Consider the following 17593-nt stretch of genomic DNA (forward strand, 5'->3'; position numbering starts at 1 on the left):
TTAGAGATCTCCTTTTTTGATTTGTTCTGCAGCGTAATTAGCAGCCCTGGCTGAAAGAGCCATATAGGTTAAAGATGGATTCTGGCACGCAGCTGAGGTCATGCAGGACCCGTCCGTTATAAATACATTCGGAACGGTATGAATTTGGTTCCATTCACCAAGAACAGATGTTTGAGGATCGCGTCCCATTCGGGCTGTTCCCATTTCGTGAATACCAAGACCAGGACCGCCGGCATCATCATACGTGCTTACATTTTTCATACCGGCCGCTTCAAGCATTTCGGCTGCGTCATTTTTCATATCCTCACGCATTTTATATTCATTCTCTTTGAATTCAACGTCAAAGACAACGGTAGGCTGACCCCATTTGTCAGTTTCATCATGGTTCAGCCACATTCGGTTGCTGTGATCGGGAAGCATTTCACCGAAAGCGGTCATCCCAAGCGTCCATTTCCCGGGCGTAGATACAAGATTTTTGAGCTCTGAACCTATCGCCAGTTCGCGAACACCCCGATGCCACCCTTCGCGACTTGCACTTCCCTGGTAGCCAAATCCACGCAGGTAATCTCTGTCGTTCCCGTTGATATTTCTGAAACGGGGAATATAGAAGCCGTTGGGTCGCCTTCCGTAGTAGTAGCGGTCTTCAAATCCATCCATCTCGCCATTTGCACCCACACGAAAGTGGTGATCCATCATATTGTGACCCAGTTCGCCGGAGTCGTTGCCCATTCCATCCGGAAAACGATCGGAAGTGGAGTTCATTAATATAGATGTGGAATTGACGGTAGACGCATTCAGAAAAATAATTCGGGCATAATATTCATACATTTCACCCGATTCCGCATCTACAACCCGTACACCGGTCGCCTTGCCTGTTTCTTCATCATACATTACGGAATTTACAATTGAATGCGGCCGGAGTGTCATATTCCCGGTTCGCTCAGCGGCAGGAAGAGTTGAAGCGTTACTGCTGAAATAAGCACCGTAAGGACATCCCCTGCTACAAAGGTTTCGATACATGCAGCTGCCTCTTCCTTGATGAGACCGGGTAAGATTTGCTACACGGCCGGTGGTAAGAACACGATCAAACGTTTCTGCCATAGATTCTCGCAATGCCTCTTCAACGCAGTTGAGTTCCATGGGCGGAAGAAATTCACTATCTGGCAGCTGAGGAAGTCCAAGCGCCTCACCACAAATTCCGGCGAATTTTTCGACATGAGAATACCAGGGTTCAAGGTCTTCATACCGGATGGGCCAATCTACAGCAATTCCTTCCCGGGCATTGGCTTCGAAATCCATCGGTGAAAGTCGATAACTATGTCTGCCCCACATAATCGAACGTCCGCCCACATGGTAGCCCCGAATCCAGTCGAACCGTTTTCTCTCCTCGTAGGGCTGATCGGTATCCCGAATCCACCAATGTTTTGTGGATTCACGAATTGTGTAACCCGTGCGCAGCTGTTTTTCATAGTGCTTCCGTTCCTCATAAGGAACCTGATCATTGGGGGGAAGTTCCCAGGGATCAAGTGTTGCAGTAGGGTAATCATCGATATGTTTCACATCTCTTCCACGTTCCAGTACCAGTGTCTCAAGGCCGTTTTCTGTTAGCTCCTTAGCAGACCATCCTCCGCTGATACCGGTTCCTACAACAATTGCGTCGTATGTGTTTTCTTCGCGGGCTTTAATATTTAGATTCATTCGTTTTTCTTCTGCGTTATATGGTTTACCGTTTAGGTGCGCTGAAAGCGCTGCCAGTCAAATCAATAAATTATACTACAATTCTCTGATTTTTATATTTCTGAATTTCACAATATCTCCATGATCCTGAAGGCCGATATGACCGTTCCGGATCGCACCAAACTCCGGATAACATTGAAATTTGCTTTCGTGGAGCATATTGAACCAGTCTTCCGTCCATCGCTCATACTCTAAAACTTTTTCCCCATTCTGCCAGTGCTCAACCACAGGTCCGTCAGACACAATTTTTATAGAATTCCACTCACCGAAAGGATTCGTATTTTGAGGATTTGCCGGAATCAAATCATACAGTGAACCGGCTTTTCGGTTTCCATCCACTCCTTGTGCAGCATCGGGATGATTTTCATTATCGAGGATTTGCATTTCGGGGCCTGACCAGTAAATTTCGCGTTCCTGCTCTAAAACGTGATAAAAGATGCCGCTATTGCCTCCCTCCTCTACCATCCACTCGAGTTTAAATTCAAAATCAGTGTAGGTTTCCCGGGTGATGATATCGAGACCTTGTGATTGATTCTCAACCGTTGATGGCTGGAATTGCAGAAGCCCATTTTCAATTTGCCAGCCTTGCTGAGGAAAACGATCCATATTGTATCCCCGCCATAAATCTGCGTTTTCTCCATCAAACAGGAGTTTCCATCCCTCTTCAATTTCCTGTTCTGAAAGCTGGTTCATATCCGGGTTTGTTGAGTGGGAAAAACCTCTGCTGTCACTGCAGGCATATACAATTACCGCAGCTAATAGAATTAAAACTGATGGATAAAACGGTACGTATGAGTTCATTAACAGGATATTGTGATAGCAGATCTACTAAATTAATCAAAAAGATAGTGTACATACTTCAGTTTGGATCAGGCAAAATAAATTACCTTTTGCTGAAGCCAGCCACAACTACAAACAGGCGCCAGCTGTCAACAATAAAATAGATTCAGGTGTGATACACAACCAGAACCGATAAAAAAGTTGAGGTTATCTCGTATATGGCATTTCATTTTCACCCAGGAAACCGGGACAACTTATTCCGATTCAATTTGCTGCTCCTGAATTTCATACGTTATTGAATTTGCAAAATCAGGAGTGACTCATACTCATTTTCGTTGATCTGCGAATGACAGCCGGTCAATTTTTATAGAGCAAAGTGTAAGCGCTTACCAAAAGTAGCGCTTACAATCGTTGTTTGAAAGCAATATCAGAATAACCGAACAGAAATAAAAAGGTTTATATACAGCGCTTGTTCCTGCAATAAATGGCTTGGCTGCCAGCTGTATTAAATGCCTGTAAAAAAACTGTTAATACCTTTCTATACCGGTTTGATTAGCCTGTTTTATCCCTTTAACCACAACAAACACATCCCCTTATTACGTTTTACATAAGGATTTGAAATTACGTGTATAAACTCCTGTCAGATTTTGATTATGAAAAATGTAAGCGTTTACATAAGTTTCACAATAATTACGTAACTTTATGAAAATAACTCATGCAACATCAAAATTGATGGTAAAGCGCTCTATCAAAAACAAATAGAAAAGCGCTTCGAATAATTTCACAACAGCTCAGGATTTTATTCCTCAATTTCTAATCAAAAGCAATACAAATGAAGTTAAAATATCTACTAAGTATAGTACTGCTCTTTGGATTCTGCGCAATGGCCTCCCAGGCTTTTGCACAGACAGACCACCGAGTCAGTGGAACGGTTACCGAAGCAGGTACAGATGCTCCGTTACCCGGCGTAAATATTGTGGTTCAGGGTCAGCCTGAACGCGGCACATCTACAAATATCAACGGTGAATACTCCATTCAAGTGGCACCAGATGAAGTTCTCGTCTTCAGTTTCCTTGGATTTGTGCGCCAGGAAATCCCAATTGATGGCCGTGAAACGATCGATGTGGCGATGCAGGAAGATATTGCCGAACTCGAAGGCCTCGTGGTTATTGGTTATGGCGTGCAGCAGCGCGGAGATAATACAGGTTCCGTGAGCACCATCAGTTCCCGCGATTTTAACCAGGGAGCGATTACTTCCCCTGAAGATCTCTTCCAGGGCCGTTCAGCCGGTGTAAACGTAACATCTAACAGTGGAGCTCCCGGCGCAGGTGCAACTATCCGTATTCGCGGCGGTTCATCACTCTCGGCCAGTAATGATCCTCTTTACGTAGTAGATGGAGTCCCTCTGGATGACGGCGGAATCGCTGGAATGAGAAGCCCGCTCAACTCCATCAACCCGAACGATATTGAATCGATCACCGTCCTGAAAGATGCATCAGCTACCGCTATTTACGGTTCCCGTGCATCCAACGGTGTGATTATCATTACCACAAAACGTGGAGAAAGCGGTCAGCCGCTGCAGGTAGACTATTCCGGACGGTTCTCTTATCAAACCAATACCGACAGAATTGGAGTACTTGATGCCGATGAGTACAGAGAATTTGTTGAACAAAGTGTCGCTGAAGGACGCATCAGTGCTAACGCGCTCGATATACTTGGCGATGCAAATACAAACTGGCAGGATGAAATTTTCCGGAACGCATTTTCACAGGATCACAACATCAGTGTTGCAGGCTCCTATGGTGATTTCCCTTACCGGGTTTCTTTAGGTTTCTCTGGAAATCAGGGCGTACTTCGAACCTCATCAAACGACCGCCTGACTGGTTCGGTTGCGCTGACTCCTACCTTCTTTGAAGATCAGCTGAGTGTAGATCTGAACTTCCGTGGAATGCGGGTAGATAACCGTTTTGCAGATCAGGGATCTATCGGGTCAGCTATTTCATACGATCCAACACAGCCCGTACGATTCTTTGATGAAGACGGAGATGTTATGGAAGACCGATTTGGAGGCTATTACACGTGGCTGGATGCAGATGGTAATCCTATTTCCATTGCACCGTCTAACCCATTGTCTCTGATCAATCAAAGACAGGATGAGTCTACGGTATACCGCTCTATTGGTAACCTGAAACTGGATTATACACCAGACTTTTTCCCAAATCTTACCGCAACCATTAGTGCTGGTTACGACTATTCAGATGTAGGTAATGGAGAAGTTGTAGTGTCAGATCAGGCGGCATTCGCATTTGACGGAAGCGGATTCTCCGGTGAGCGTACTGACTACGATCAGAGAAAAGAGAATGAACTGCTGGATATCTACTTCAATTATGATACGTTCCTCCCTGCTCTCGACAGTGAACTGGACCTTACAGCAGGATACTCGTGGGAACACCACTACGAACGGGGATCTACATTTTCCACAAACTTCGATCGTTCAGCGGATGAAGTTCAGGTGAATACAGATACCGACTATGCTACTGAATACTACATTGTATCATTCTTTGGGCGGGCAAACTACTCACTCTTCGACCGATACCTGTTCACCGGTACACTCCGGTACGACGGAACTTCCCGGTTTTCTGAAGATAACCGATGGGGTCTTTTCCCTTCATTTGCCTTCGCCTGGAAATTGCATGAAGAGAACTTCCTCTCCGATTTTGATCGCCTGAGTGAACTGAAACTGCGTCTTGGTTACGGTGTAACCGGTCAGCAGCGAATTGGCCAGGGTAATTACCCATACCTTCCTCAATACACATTCAGTGAAAATACAGCGCGTTATCCATTCGGAAATGAGTTCATCACAACACTTCGGCCTGAAGGATACAATGCTGGCCTGAAATGGGAAGAAACCACAACCTACAACGTAGGTCTGGATTACAGTTTCAACGACGAACAGATTTTTGGTTCTGTTGAATACTTCTACCGTCAAACAGACGACCTTCTCAACGTGATCCCGGTACCTGCGGGAACTAACTTCACAAACCGTATCCTCTCTAACGTAGGAACCCTGGACGTGCAAGGTTTGGAATTCGACATTACAACACGTCTGATCTCAACAGAAGACACTTTCTGGCAGGTAACCTTTAATACTACCTACACGATTGATGAAATCACCAGACTAACAACTGTTGACGACCCGAACTATCTCGGTGTTGAAGTTGGAGGAATTGCAGGTGGTACGGGTAACACTGTCCAGGTTCACAGTGTCGGGCATCCAAGAAGTGCATTCTTTGTATATGAACAGGTATATGATAACGATGGAAACCCAATCGAAGGTCTTTATGTTGACAGGAATGGCGATGGCGTCATTGATGAAAACGATAAATATCGCTTCAAGAGCCCGAACGCAGACTGGACATTTGGCCTCTCTTCCCGTTATGAGTATCAAAACTGGGACGCATCGTTCTCTGCCCGTGCAAGTTTTGGAAACTACGTTTATAACAACGTAGCGTCTGATAACGCAATCGTAAGCCAGACTTTCAACAACACCGGGTTTTTAACGAATCCAACCAGTTATGTAAGAGATACGAACTTTACAAATGCCCAGTATCGAACCGACCACTTTGTTGAGGATGGATCGTTCTTGAGATTGGACAATGTCTCCGTAGGATACAGATTTGAAAATCTGCTCAATACTGCGACCTCCATGAGGGTATCAGCTACTGTTCAGAATGTATTTACTCTAACAGAGTATAGCGGGCAGGATCCCGAAGTGTTTGGCGGAATTGACTACAATCTCTATCCACGACCAAGAACATTTGTGTTGGGACTCAATCTCAACTTTTAATTGAAAAATCTTAAAGATGAAGATTATGTTTAACAAAGAATTAAAAATTGCAGCATTTGTATTACTGGCGCTTACCGTTGCGTTCGCTACAGTCTCTTGTGTGGATAGTTTGAATACCTCACCGATTGACGACAGCGTAGTTACATCTGCTGATGTGTATGATACTCCTGACGATTTTCGCCAGGTTTTAGCAAAATTATATGCCGGATTTTCAGCAACTGGCCAGCAGGGCCCCGCCGGAATGCCGGACATTCAGGGAATTGATGAAGGCTTTTCAAGTTACATTCGTCAATATTTTGTGCACCAGGTTCTCACCACAGATGAGGGTGTAGTTGCCTGGAACGATCCCGGTCTCCCGGAATTTAATTTCCACTCATGGGGTGCATCGAATGACTTTGTGATGGGAATGTATAGCCGGATTTTTTACGAAGTGACCCTCACGAATGAATTTATTCGTGAAACACAGCAGCGCAACGAAGATGTGATTCGGGGTTACGAAGCGGAAGCCCGGTTTTTAAGAGCTCTCAGCTATTGGCACGCACTTGATTTGTACGGCGGAAATGTGCCGTTTACAACAGAAGCCGACCCGATTGGCGCATACATGCCAAATCCTACAACTCCGGAAGATCTGTTCAGCTACATTGAAAGTGAACTGATTGATATTCTGGATGAACTTCCTGCGCCAGGTCAAAATGACTACGGCCGTGCCGATCGTGGTGCAGCCTGGACACTCCTCTCCAAGCTCTACCTGAATGCGGAAGTATATATCGGTGAAAACCGTGCAACAGACGCACTCACATACGCAGAACTTGTGATCGACGAGGGCGGATATCAGCTCGATGAAAATTATGAGTACCTTTTCCTTGCAGATAATGACCAGGCAGATGGCATCATCTTCCCTATTCGGTTTGATGGTGACAATTTGCAAACATTTGGCGGAACCAACTTTATTATTCATGCTGCCATCGGCGGAAGCATGAGCGCAAGCTCATTCGGTATGGATGGCGGATGGGCCGGCCACAGGGTAACTCCTGAGTTCGTTTCTATCTTTGGCGATACCGGAGATCGGTTTTCAGGTTTTGAAACTGAAAACACCGGAAACTATCCAACCATTTATGTACCGGGTGGTTACCAGGCTGCCAGCGGATATGGCAACGACTGGTCACCGGGCGAAGCTCCTGCACTGATTTCACAAAACAGTGACGATGTATACACCGGCCAGGTCTATTTTGCTAATGCTGGAGTTCCCTTTAAATTCACAGCCGAAAGTAACTGGGATGCCGGTGACTGGGGTGGTGAAGATGGTGAACTGGATAGCGCAGGTGACGATCTGATTATTCCACAGGCAGGTTTGCATACCATTGTTGTGGATCTTAATGAGATGACCTACAGCGTAACACCGGCCGAACGACGTGCCATGTTCCACACAGACGGTCAGACTCTCGAAATTAATGACTGGCGTACGTTCAACGACGGATTTGCCGTCACGAAATGGAAAAACGTAACGCGCACCGGAGAGCCCGGAAAGCGACTCGAATACGCTGATACTGATTTTCCAAAGTTCCGACTTGCCGATGTCTACCTGATGTATGCTGAAGCAACACTCCGGGGTGCCACCGGCGGCGACGAAACCCGTGCGGTAAACCTGGTTAATCAACTCAGGGAACGAGCATACGGAAACGACATTGCGAATATCACGGCAGGAGAACTCGACCTTGACTTTATCCTCGATGAGCGTGCCAGGGAACTCTACTGGGAAGGCCACAGAAGAACCGATCTTAGAAGATTCGGCCAATATACTGGCAATGAGTACGTATGGTCCTGGAAAGGAAACCAACAGGAAGGAACCGGAACAAATCAGCGATATGAGATCTTCCCGATCCCGTCTTCTGATATCAATTCCAACCTGAACCTGACACAGAACCCAGGCTACTAACCTTTTTAACTCATAAGATTTAAGAGTCATGAAAAAATTAATTATATCAACAATTGCGATTCTTGGCCTGCTGGTCTTCACCTCGTGTGAAGACTCGGTAGGGCCCACGATCAATTCCGATGGAAGCTCTCCTGCCCTTACATCACATAGTGGTGGCGAAAGTTTTGTACTCAACGAGGAGGAAGCAGATGATGAATTGTTCACCCTCTCGTGGGACGCACCGGATTACGGGTTCTCGGCTGCTGTAACCTATACCATCCAGATGGATGCAGACAACAGCGGATTCGAAAATCCTGTTACATTTGCTGAAACAACCCAAACATCCATCACGATGACGGTAGGTGAAGTAAATGCTATTCTGCTTGATGCCGGCCTCCCATTTAGCGAGGAGACAACCGTAGATATGAGAATTCGTGCTCATGTAAACGATTCAGTTGAAGACCGATATTCGGATGTCTTCACACTTGGTTTCACACCATACGAAACCGAAGTAGATGTCACATTTCCCGAAGAGCTCTTCATGATTGGAAACAGCGTGGGCGGCTGGGATTGGGGCGCCGTTGATCTGCCGATGATTCCGGTATACGATAAACCACATCTGTTCTGGAAAATCGTATGGATTGAAGCTGGTGTTGATGATCCGGGATATAAGTTTGCTCCCGAACAGGATTGGGGCAATGATTTTGGATACAACGGTGAAGCACCCGTTGACGGCGTCGTTGAGTTTGGAGGTGATAACATGCCAGAACCTGAAGAATCAGGCTATTACATGGTTGTTGTAAACTATGAAACAGAAGAGATTGCCGTTGTTGATCCGCAGGTTTACCTGATCGGTGAAACCGTGGGAAGCTGGGATACCGCAAACCAGGATGCACGTTTTGACGTGGACAACGAAAACGAACTCCTGACAATCACCCGGGAGCTCAATTCTGAAGAACTCAGGATGTATGCCTGGTATGATGGCGGCTGGTTCACCGACTGGTGGCAGTCAGAGTTTATGATCTTCGGTGGCGAAATTGAATTTCGCGGTACCGGGGGCGACCAGGATCGCGTCAACATCAGTCCTGCCGGTGAATATACAATTGAACTGGATTTCAGAAATAACACAGGATCCGTTCAGCAGCAGTAATCAATTCACGCAACTCTAAAATTATCAAAGCCCGCTCTGAAGAAATTCGGATCGGGCTTTTTTTATTTGATTTGAATAAAAAATCAAAAAAAGATTTTCTTGAACTTACCAAAGAAGACTTTAAAGTCTGTCTTGAAAATACTTCTGATACCGGGTAGCGCGTTAAATTGAGAGATCCATTTTAATAAACCTGATCCTTTATGTATTTATTATTTTTAAACTTCCATTAGTATAATTATCAAATTCTTTTATTTTACCATATATGTCGTATTAAGAGTTGCACGTACATATCCTCCTGCCGCACAATCGTTACTCAATCGTTCGAATTGAAGTTAGAAGTGACCGACAATACCGGACGGACGGTAGAATCAACGGTTCATCCTGTGGCCACCAATTAAAAAAGACGGAGGAAGCAATGAAAATGACGAGATATAAATTCACTGGACTTATCCTTCTCCTGGTGTTCCTGACTGCAGGCTGTGATCTGAGCGGCGCCGCGGAGGACCTTGAAGAGAACGAGGAAGAAAACCCCGTTTCAGTTTTTCCGCCCGAACTGTTGCGTCTCAACATTTTTTTCAACAAAAAAAATGGGCTGTCGGTGAATCGTTTATTGTACGGGGTAATGTAACACGCGATGTGTATACACCCGGCCTCGATGAGCCACTAGAGCTTATACTTTCCACCGATGTCGGCGAACAGGTAACAGTGAGCGGTTTTCAATGGTGGGATTTTTTCCCGCCGGAGGACTTAGAGGAAGTATTTCGGAATCATGCATCCCTGGCTCTAATTGGTGGGAAAGAGGAAAATGAAGATCGTGGATACGCTCCTTGTACAGAAGGCGGGGGACGAATAGTATCTGAAGAGACTATTGAAATGCTGGCGGAGTGGGTCAAACAGAAAGAGGGTATTGAAAATGCATATCGTGTACCTTCCCGCTACGTGATCAATGTATATCTAAAACAGGAGGAAATAACAGCAGAAGAGATTCGGGAAATCCGGGATCATCCTAATTTTTGGTTCATGGAGCCTGCAGAAGGGCTTTTTCTTAAAGCAATGAATCAACTGAACACTGCAGATGAAGAGAATTGTAGTGAGAGTATACGGCAAGTATTCAGACTTTTCCGCTGGGAGGAACTGGAGGAACTGCTCATCCTTGAACCAGGTATGGTGCTGACGATCAGTTATGAACAGCCGGACGGATCGGTGCTTGAAACGTCAGTGAATATTGTAGAATGACGGGTGCAAATAGCCGGACTGGAAAAATATATATTATAAATCATTCTGATTTCTCAGTGGGAAGATGAAATCATTCAGTTGTAAACACAGATACAGAAAACTGTCTTTTATAAATAGCTGTTAAGTTGTTATCAAGCTTAATTGTTTAAAATTACCGTTCCTGAAACAGAATTCCTTTTCCATTTTCGCAATATTTTTCGAGCTAAAGTGAAAAAAGCTCCGGTTGAAGTTGCACAATCGGTAAAATTCGGTTAATTCTTGCCATCCGTTAGGTACAAGGGTTACTTTTGTTTTCCCGTTTTCTTCTACCAGTTCAAATAAAACTTCCGTATCAAACCACTCAAGTACAAGCTTAACCACTGTTGCACACCGAGTGCTGGCAAACTGATTCCCCTACTTCTCCCCTTTCATCTTATACTCAAACGTCTCCTGAATGATGGTATCCGACGAGTCATCATCCATAAAATCCGGATCATCAAAAAGCATGTCGGCAGACATTTTCTGAATTTTTGTGATCTCTTTCTGAACTTTGGAAATCATCTTCATAAAACGTTGACGTTCGTCCGTGTCTCCCTCTTTTAATAGCTGGGAAAGCTCGGCTCGTTTGCGTTCATAAAAGTGCAGGCGCAGGGCTTTCATCGCTGATTTGGCGCTTTTGAACGGAAATTTATCTTTTTTGAACTCATTGCCGGTCGCTTTGGAGTGGTTTTCACTAACGGAATATCGTTCGAGTAAAATATCGCTCAGCAGCGAAGGAAACGGCTGATCACGGCTGGAATAGTGCTCCACCGAAATTTCTTGTTCCTTGATGTGGCGGGTCATAATATCTTCGTAAAATTCCCTGAGTTGTTCATCCTCAATTTGATCCGCCCCAACGTTATGACCGATAAATTTCTGCATTTTTGGTCCGAAAGTCAGAAGCAGCCGAATAATCTCTTTTTCGTAAAACGGCCGCTTTTTTTCAGGAGCCGGTTTAGACCTGGCAGCCCCTTCCTGCGGCGGAGCAGGCCGCGGATCATTCGGAGTTGAAACCGGTGCAGACTGTTCACGTCGTTTCGATCGCTGTTCTGCCCGGCGTTTTTCTGCGATAAATTTTTCAAGCTGCTGAAACAGCTCCCGGTCACTCCCCTTGCGGTATTGCTGCGTTTTCTGGTGCAGATGCTGCACATACACCTGGCGCTGAATCTCCTCAGGAATTTCGGCAATCTGTTCCAGAATCGTATGGATCAGCCGGGCACGATCGCCGGGCTTCTCCAGGTCTCCTTTCTTTTCCGCCTTATGAATGGTGAAGGATATAAAATCTTCCGCCTTCTCTTTTTTTAGATTCAGAAAGGAATCCTTGCCAAACTGCTTCACAAACGAATCGGGATCTTCACCATCGGGCAATTCCAGCAAATTCACCTCCATACCTTCATGAAGTGCAATTTTCAACCCGCGTTCCATCGCTTTTTGTCCGGCTTCATCCGCATCATAAATCATCACAATGCGGTTGCCGTACCGCTGCAGAATATTGATCTGTTTTGATGTAAGAGAAGTACCGCTTGAAGCCACCACATTTTTAATTCCGTGCTGATACATGGTAATCACATCCGTGTACCCTTCAACCAGAATGACCTCCTCTTCCTTACGAATATCATTTTTCGCAAAGTTAACCCCATACACCACTTCACTTTTGTTGTAGGCGATGGTTTGGGCGGAGTTTACATACTTCGCCGTTTTTTTATTTTCATTCAGTATTCTGCCGGCAAACGCAATGACCTTACCCGAAGGATTGAAAATCGGAAACATCAGCCGGTCCCGGAAGGTGTCATAAAATCCATCGCCGCGATTGCTCGGTTTGATGAGATCTGACTCCGCAAGATACTCCTCTTTGATCCCCTCCTTTTCTGCTTCCTTTAGCAGGGAATCACCGCCGCCGGGTGCGTATCCCAGGCCGAATGTTCGGATGATTTTGTCATCATATCCGCGGCTATTCAGGTACTCTCTCGCTTTTTTCGCATCACTGCTTTCATGAAGCTGCCTGTGATAATAAAGTCCTGCATATTTCAGGGCATGGAGCACTCCCTCCCGCAGATGACTCTCTTCCTTGTATTTCTCCGACTCTTCCGGTTTGGGCAGATCAATTCCGTAGCGATCGGCAAGTGTTTTCATCGCATCGGGAAAACTCACACCCTCCATCTCCATAATAAAATTATAGACGTCCCCGCTCTCCCCGCAGCCAAAACATTTATAAATCCCCATGCGTGGAGTAACGTGAAAAGAAGGCGTTTTTTCATCATGAAACGGACACAAACCCACAAAGCCGTTCCCGGATTTCTTGAGGCGGACGTAATCGTTGATCACCTCAACAATATCGGCTGCTTCCCGAATTTCTTCTTTTTTATCGTCACCTGTCATCTGCTGCTTTTAAAATCAGTCATAAAAAAAATCGTTGATCAAATCCTTGAGTCGGAACAGTGAGTTTACAAAAAATGGCCTCTTCATATATGATGCTGCTATTAGAAAACTCAATTACAGTAACCAAAATATCCATCCCCAGACCCGGGCTAAACTTACAAATTTTGCATAACAAATCTTGATGAATCATCGGAACGAACGTGAACAATTTAGATTTTAAATACTATTGGTTCCCTTCCTAAACAAGAGAGAATGAACTGAATGTCATTCCATTTTTCTTCTGTCATTTGTGGGACATATATCAGTCAAAATCTATTTTCAATAATTTCTGTAAATATTGAACTTTCCAAATAACCGGGGTGTTAGCGGGACATGTCAATAACCCCAAATCAAATCAATAACTATGGAAGCTTTAATCGAAATGTTGGGTAATGCCACATTTGAAAACTATGTAGGTGCGGCTGAAGGGTATACCGAAATGGCGTACCAGATGTCTGCTCACGTTCTAACGCTCGGTTTTGCAATTATGCTGGCCGGTCTTCTTTACTTCGTTCTAACCATAAAAACCGTAGCTCCTAAATACAGAACCTCATCCGTACTCTCCGGTGTGGTTATGGTCTCTGCTTTTCTGCTGCTCTATGTACAGTCGCAGAACTGGACAAGCGCAATGGTTTATGACGCTGATACTGCCCGATATGTATTGGGCGACGGTAACGACCTGTTCAATAACGGATATCGCTATCTGAACTGGCTGATTGATGTCCCGATGCTGCTCTTCCAGATTCTGTTCGTGGTTACGCTCACCAAAAGTGATTTCAGTTCCATCAGAAATCAATTCTGGTTCTCGGGTACAGCTATGATCCTCACAGGATACGTTGGACAGTTTTACGAAGTAACCAACCCGACATTATTCTTCGTCTGGGGATTCATCTCAACCATCTTCTTTGTTCATATTCTTATTCTGATGAAGCGGGTGATCAGCGAAGGAAAAGAAGGCGCTCCTCCAAAAGCACAAAAATATCTCGGGTACATTTGGGTACTCTTTTTATTCTCCTGGATGCTCTATCCCGGTGCATATCTGATGCCATATCTCACAATGACACTCGATCCTGTCTTGAGCGAAACACTTGTTGTAGGGCGACACATTACCTATACAATTGCTGATGTTAGTTCTAAGGTGATCTACGGTATCTTCCTCACGCTCGCTGCTCAAGAGATGAGTAAGGCCGAAGGATACGATTACGAAACTATGAAAAACGCACTCTGATAAATTCTTAACCCCACAAAAAACCCGGGTGTCAGCAGCATCCGGGTTTTTTTATGTCTGATATTTTTATAACCCTAAAGAAAACAGAGCCTGATTTTTAAAGGGATGTCAAAAATTGCACAACACTCGCAATCGTTGGTAAATCTGCAGTAGGAAGGCTATATTCCACCCGATGAAAAGAAACGGAATCCATTAATTAAATTTGATATAGATGAGTGTATTAGTTGGTAAGGATACCCGCCTCGTTGTTCAGGGGTTTACCGGTAGCGAAGGGACCTTTCACGCGGAACAGATGATTGAGTACGGTACGAATGTAGTCGGTGGAGTAACCCCCGGTAAAGGTGGTCAAACCCATCTCGATCTGCCGGTATTTAACACAGTTGCCGATGCGGTTAAAGAAGAGCAGGCAAATACATCTGTAATTTTTGTTCCCCCACCCTTTGCCGGCGATGCAATTTCTGAAGCGGCATTTGCAGGAATTAAAGTGATTATTTGCATCACCGAAGGAATTCCCGTTGCTGATATGATCATAGCAAAACAAATTGTAAAGAGCCACGGTGCTGTTCTGATCGGGCCAAACTGCCCCGGAGTTATCACACCGGGTGAAGCAAAAATCGGAATTATGCCGGCAGATATTTTTGAACCGGGTAACATCGGACTGATTTCAAGATCCGGAACACTCACTTACGAAGCCGTTGACCAGCTTTCCAAAGCCGGACTCGGACAAACCACAGCAATTGGAATTGGCGGTGATCCCGTTATCGGAACCAATCACCTCGACGCTGTAAAACTGTTCCAGGATGATCCCGATACCGAAGCAATCGTACTGATTGGCGAGATCGGCGGAACAGCCGAAGAAGAGGCTGCTGCCTATATTAAAGATAATGTAGACAAGCCGGTTGTAGCATTTATCGCCGGAAGTACAGCACCTCCCGGACGCCGCATGGGTCATGCCGGTGCAATTATCTCAGGCGGAAAAGGATCTGCCCAGGATAAGAAAAAAGCACTGCGTGATGCAGGGATCACCGTGGTTGACAGCCCCGCCGAAATCGGATCAACACTGAAAGAAATGCTCTAAGCACTTAATCCATAATCGGTTGACAGCCTAAAAGCCATTTCTGAGTGATCGGAAATGGCTTTTTTTTGTAGAACCATTTTCCAAAATATTCATCATCTAACGTTTACAGGTCTTTTATTCGTGCAGAGGCGCGCTGATTAATCCGCTGATTTACGCAGATCATTCACAATCCATTCTGGGCCTATCAGCGTAACTCTGCGATATACACAGCGAAAATCTGCGAAAAACAGAGCAGCATTTGGTTTCCACTTCAATTCAACTACTCAGCGATCCGCTTCACTGCCAGAAACACATTATGGTAGGTCAGCCCGATTCTTCCTTCACTCCTCTCCTTCCAGTTTTCATTTAAAAGCTTGATCTCTTTCCGGGTAAGCATCCTGTCATCTTTTTGTGCATTCACACCGCTCTTTTTGAATTGAATCAAAAAATCTTCAAATGATTCAAAATAGTGAACCGACTGATCTTCATAAAAATCGACCTGAACCGGTCCCATTGACAGATGAATCACCAGCGGTTCGGTTTGAGGAAGCTGCCGGCCTGTATAGGGAATACCGAGATCAAGACAAACTGATCTCCACTCTTTAAAGGAATCTTCGCCTGGAAATGACATCAGCATCAGCCCGTCTACTTTCAAAGACCGGCTAAGTCTTTCGAGAGCTGTTGCAGGCTGAGTAAATGACTGAACGGTGTGATGACCGCAAATCAGGGCGTAATTAAGCTCATCGGGCGGATCATTTTCCGGATCTCTCGCCTCCCGGGTTAGCCGATCCGTATCTGGATAAAAATCATTGTGAAAGGCGATTTTTTCAGAATCAGGATCCATCACTTCAATGTCACGTTCGGGAAACATCTTTATCAGATATTCCGTGAAATGACCTACTCCTGCACCTGTTTCCAAAATGGGACCGACGGGTATGGAAAAACGCCACGGCTCCAGGGATTTGGCCATTCGTTCAGCGGAATCTTTCTCTGGACCTGAATTTATTTTGTACTCAGCGAGGGAATGAGGACTATCAGTATTGTTCATCAACGGTTATTACGTTCAACTCTAATTATCTTGACGATTTACTCCAACCCTGTAATTTCTTCGGAACGTGTGGTAACCCAAGTTGAATCGCTTTCGAACGTTCGTCCCATCGCCTGAAACTGCCTTACAAACCGGCGTTTATTCACTCTGGGTGCAAACTGGGCATACTCAACCATAAAGAGCCGGTTCGTCTCGGGATCATGATATGTGAAGTGCACAAACGGGCCGCCCATAAAGTCGTTTGTCATCCGCCAGATACCCATGGTTTCATACGCGGTCAGGCGATCGTCTCTGTCAATGGAACGTGTCTCAAGTGGCCTTCGGTAATCGGTGGTTACATACGAGCCATCGCGTTCCCCCTGCACCAGGTATTCCATCAGTGAATCGCGTTTTGCATTAATCCAGTCAGCATTGATAAAGTCGGGATCTTCCACCCCATCCTGCCACCAGGCCCACATCCAGCGGTTATTATCGGGCAGGTAGCGTCGGAACATCACAGCATTTGTTGAATCGATAACCTGGATATAATCGTGCTGCATCCTCACTTTCCATCCGTGATTTTCCCATAGCGAATCGGATACAGCAACCTGCTCTCCACGCCGGAAAATATTTTCAGTTCGTCTTTCCAGCTCTCTGTCCAGCAAATTCCCGACGAGATCTTCTTCAGCGTTATAAATTTTTTCAGCAAGAGCTTCATCGGAAACGGAAGTCAGAACCAGCGCCCACTGATCACGCACCCAGCGATCGCTTAGTGGAAACGCAAAACTTTCCTCCTGTCGCACACGGTTTTCCACTTCATCACTCAAAATACCGTTGATAAACCTCGATACATTTGTTTCTTGATCAATCGGTGCAGCAAAAATCACATTTTTAAACTCTTTGAGCTGTTCAAGCTGCTGATTGTTTCTGAAATCACGAAAGGTGAGTGTGTATGCGTTTTCAGGTGTGGGTACGGTTTGAATCAATCCGCCAAACGTTTCACGGATTGCCATTGCGGTTTCGCTTTCCCACTGGGTTGAATCCATTACAACAATAACCTCATCCACTGGACCAATGGAATTGGGACGATAATCACCGCTGCAGGCAGCAAACAGAATCAGCAGTGCAAATGGCGCTAAAAAAGATGATAATTTCATAGAGGGCATCTGTATTATTTAAT

The 17593-nt window shown here is 45.2% G+C and carries 12 protein-coding genes; 7 read left to right on the top strand and 5 right to left on the bottom strand.

Translation table 11 applies throughout. The annotated features are described in order from the left end of the window. Both DYD21_RS06695 and DYD21_RS06700 read right to left on the bottom strand, forming a co-directional pair. Positions 1-1698 (bottom strand): GMC oxidoreductase, encoded by a 1698-nt coding sequence (locus DYD21_RS06695; RefSeq protein ID WP_116034412.1) that lies wholly within the window; start codon positions 1696-1698, stop codon positions 1-3. A gap of 75 nt (positions 1699-1773) precedes the next feature. Continuing rightward, complete coding sequence (locus tag DYD21_RS06700) at positions 1774-2538, bottom strand: DUF1080 domain-containing protein (protein ID WP_116034415.1); 765 nt, start codon at positions 2536-2538, stop codon at positions 1774-1776. An 811-nt stretch (positions 2539-3349) separates the two neighbouring features. Between DYD21_RS06700 and DYD21_RS06705 the strand changes: the two genes are divergently transcribed. The 5 genes from DYD21_RS06705 (at position 3350) to DYD21_RS06725 (ending at position 10665) form a co-directional block, all read left to right on the top strand. After that, the gene (locus DYD21_RS06705; RefSeq protein WP_116034418.1) at positions 3350-6364 is read left to right on the top strand and encodes a TonB-dependent receptor; all 3015 of its coding nucleotides are present in this window, start codon (positions 3350-3352) and stop codon (positions 6362-6364) included. A gap of 25 nt (positions 6365-6389) precedes the next feature. Next, positions 6390-8300, top strand: a complete 1911-nt coding sequence (locus DYD21_RS06710; protein ID WP_199535476.1) for a RagB/SusD family nutrient uptake outer membrane protein — start codon at positions 6390-6392, stop codon at positions 8298-8300. Between the two features lie 28 nt (positions 8301-8328). Further along, positions 8329-9429 (top strand): SusE domain-containing protein, encoded by a 1101-nt coding sequence (locus tag DYD21_RS06715; RefSeq protein ID WP_116034420.1) that lies wholly within the window; start codon positions 8329-8331, stop codon positions 9427-9429. A 415-nt stretch (positions 9430-9844) separates the two neighbouring features. After that, positions 9845-10057 (top strand): hypothetical protein, encoded by a 213-nt coding sequence (locus DYD21_RS06720; protein ID WP_116034421.1) that lies wholly within the window; start codon positions 9845-9847, stop codon positions 10055-10057. Between the two features lie 8 nt (positions 10058-10065). Beyond that, positions 10066-10665 (top strand): hypothetical protein, encoded by a 600-nt coding sequence (locus tag DYD21_RS06725; protein WP_116034424.1) that lies wholly within the window; start codon positions 10066-10068, stop codon positions 10663-10665. A gap of 393 nt (positions 10666-11058) precedes the next feature. Here DYD21_RS06725 and dnaG read toward each other — a convergent pair whose 3' ends face one another. Further along, the gene (gene dnaG / locus DYD21_RS06735) at positions 11059-13062 is read right to left on the bottom strand and encodes a DNA primase (protein WP_116034427.1); all 2004 of its coding nucleotides are present in this window, start codon (positions 13060-13062) and stop codon (positions 11059-11061) included. 403 nt (positions 13063-13465) lie between these two features. Between dnaG and DYD21_RS06740 the strand changes: the two genes are divergently transcribed. Both DYD21_RS06740 and sucD read left to right on the top strand, forming a co-directional pair. Further along, positions 13466-14329: a bacteriorhodopsin gene (locus tag DYD21_RS06740; protein ID WP_116034429.1), complete on the top strand. Its 864-nt coding sequence runs from the start codon at positions 13466-13468 to the stop codon at positions 14327-14329. Positions 14330-14540: 211 nt separating this feature from the next. Further along, a complete protein-coding gene (gene sucD, locus DYD21_RS06745; RefSeq protein WP_116034432.1) occupies positions 14541-15407 on the top strand; it encodes a succinate--CoA ligase subunit alpha in 867 nt (288 codons plus the stop codon). A 259-nt stretch (positions 15408-15666) separates the two neighbouring features. On the opposite strand, the gene DYD21_RS06750 is transcribed toward sucD, so the two are convergent. Both DYD21_RS06750 and DYD21_RS06755 read right to left on the bottom strand, forming a co-directional pair. Further along, positions 15667-16434: a trans-aconitate 2-methyltransferase gene (locus DYD21_RS06750; protein ID WP_116034434.1), complete on the bottom strand. Its 768-nt coding sequence runs from the start codon at positions 16432-16434 to the stop codon at positions 15667-15669. Between the two features lie 38 nt (positions 16435-16472). After that, positions 16473-17570, bottom strand: a complete 1098-nt coding sequence (locus DYD21_RS06755) for a DUF4837 family protein (RefSeq protein ID WP_116034436.1) — start codon at positions 17568-17570, stop codon at positions 16473-16475. Positions 17571-17593 lie beyond the last annotated feature (23 nt).

Source organism: Rhodohalobacter sp. SW132 (assembly GCF_003390325.1).
Taxonomy (GTDB): Bacteria; Bacteroidota; Rhodothermia; order Balneolales; family Balneolaceae; genus SW132.

What these genes read in the sequence shown, in the direction of transcription:
- DYD21_RS06695 (WP_116034412.1), bottom strand. Translation starts at nt 1,698, where the DNA reads ATGAATCTAAATATTAAAGCCCGCGAAGAAAACACATACGACGCAATT.
- DYD21_RS06700 (WP_116034415.1), bottom strand. Translation starts at nt 2,538, where the DNA reads ATGAACTCATACGTACCGTTTTATCCATCAGTTTTAATTCTATTAGCT.
- DYD21_RS06705 (WP_116034418.1), top strand. Translation starts at nt 3,350, where the DNA reads ATGAAGTTAAAATATCTACTAAGTATAGTACTGCTCTTTGGATTCTGC.
- DYD21_RS06710 (WP_199535476.1), top strand. Translation starts at nt 6,390, where the DNA reads ATGTTTAACAAAGAATTAAAAATTGCAGCATTTGTATTACTGGCGCTT.
- DYD21_RS06715 (WP_116034420.1), top strand. Translation starts at nt 8,329, where the DNA reads ATGAAAAAATTAATTATATCAACAATTGCGATTCTTGGCCTGCTGGTC.
- DYD21_RS06720 (WP_116034421.1), top strand. Translation starts at nt 9,845, where the DNA reads ATGAAAATGACGAGATATAAATTCACTGGACTTATCCTTCTCCTGGTG.
- dnaG (WP_116034427.1), bottom strand. Translation starts at nt 13,062, where the DNA reads ATGACAGGTGACGATAAAAAAGAAGAAATTCGGGAAGCAGCCGATATT.
- DYD21_RS06740 (WP_116034429.1), top strand. Translation starts at nt 13,466, where the DNA reads ATGGAAGCTTTAATCGAAATGTTGGGTAATGCCACATTTGAAAACTAT.
- sucD (WP_116034432.1), top strand. Translation starts at nt 14,541, where the DNA reads ATGAGTGTATTAGTTGGTAAGGATACCCGCCTCGTTGTTCAGGGGTTT.
- DYD21_RS06750 (WP_116034434.1), bottom strand. Translation starts at nt 16,434, where the DNA reads ATGAACAATACTGATAGTCCTCATTCCCTCGCTGAGTACAAAATAAAT.
- DYD21_RS06755 (WP_116034436.1), bottom strand. Translation starts at nt 17,570, where the DNA reads ATGAAATTATCATCTTTTTTAGCGCCATTTGCACTGCTGATTCTGTTT.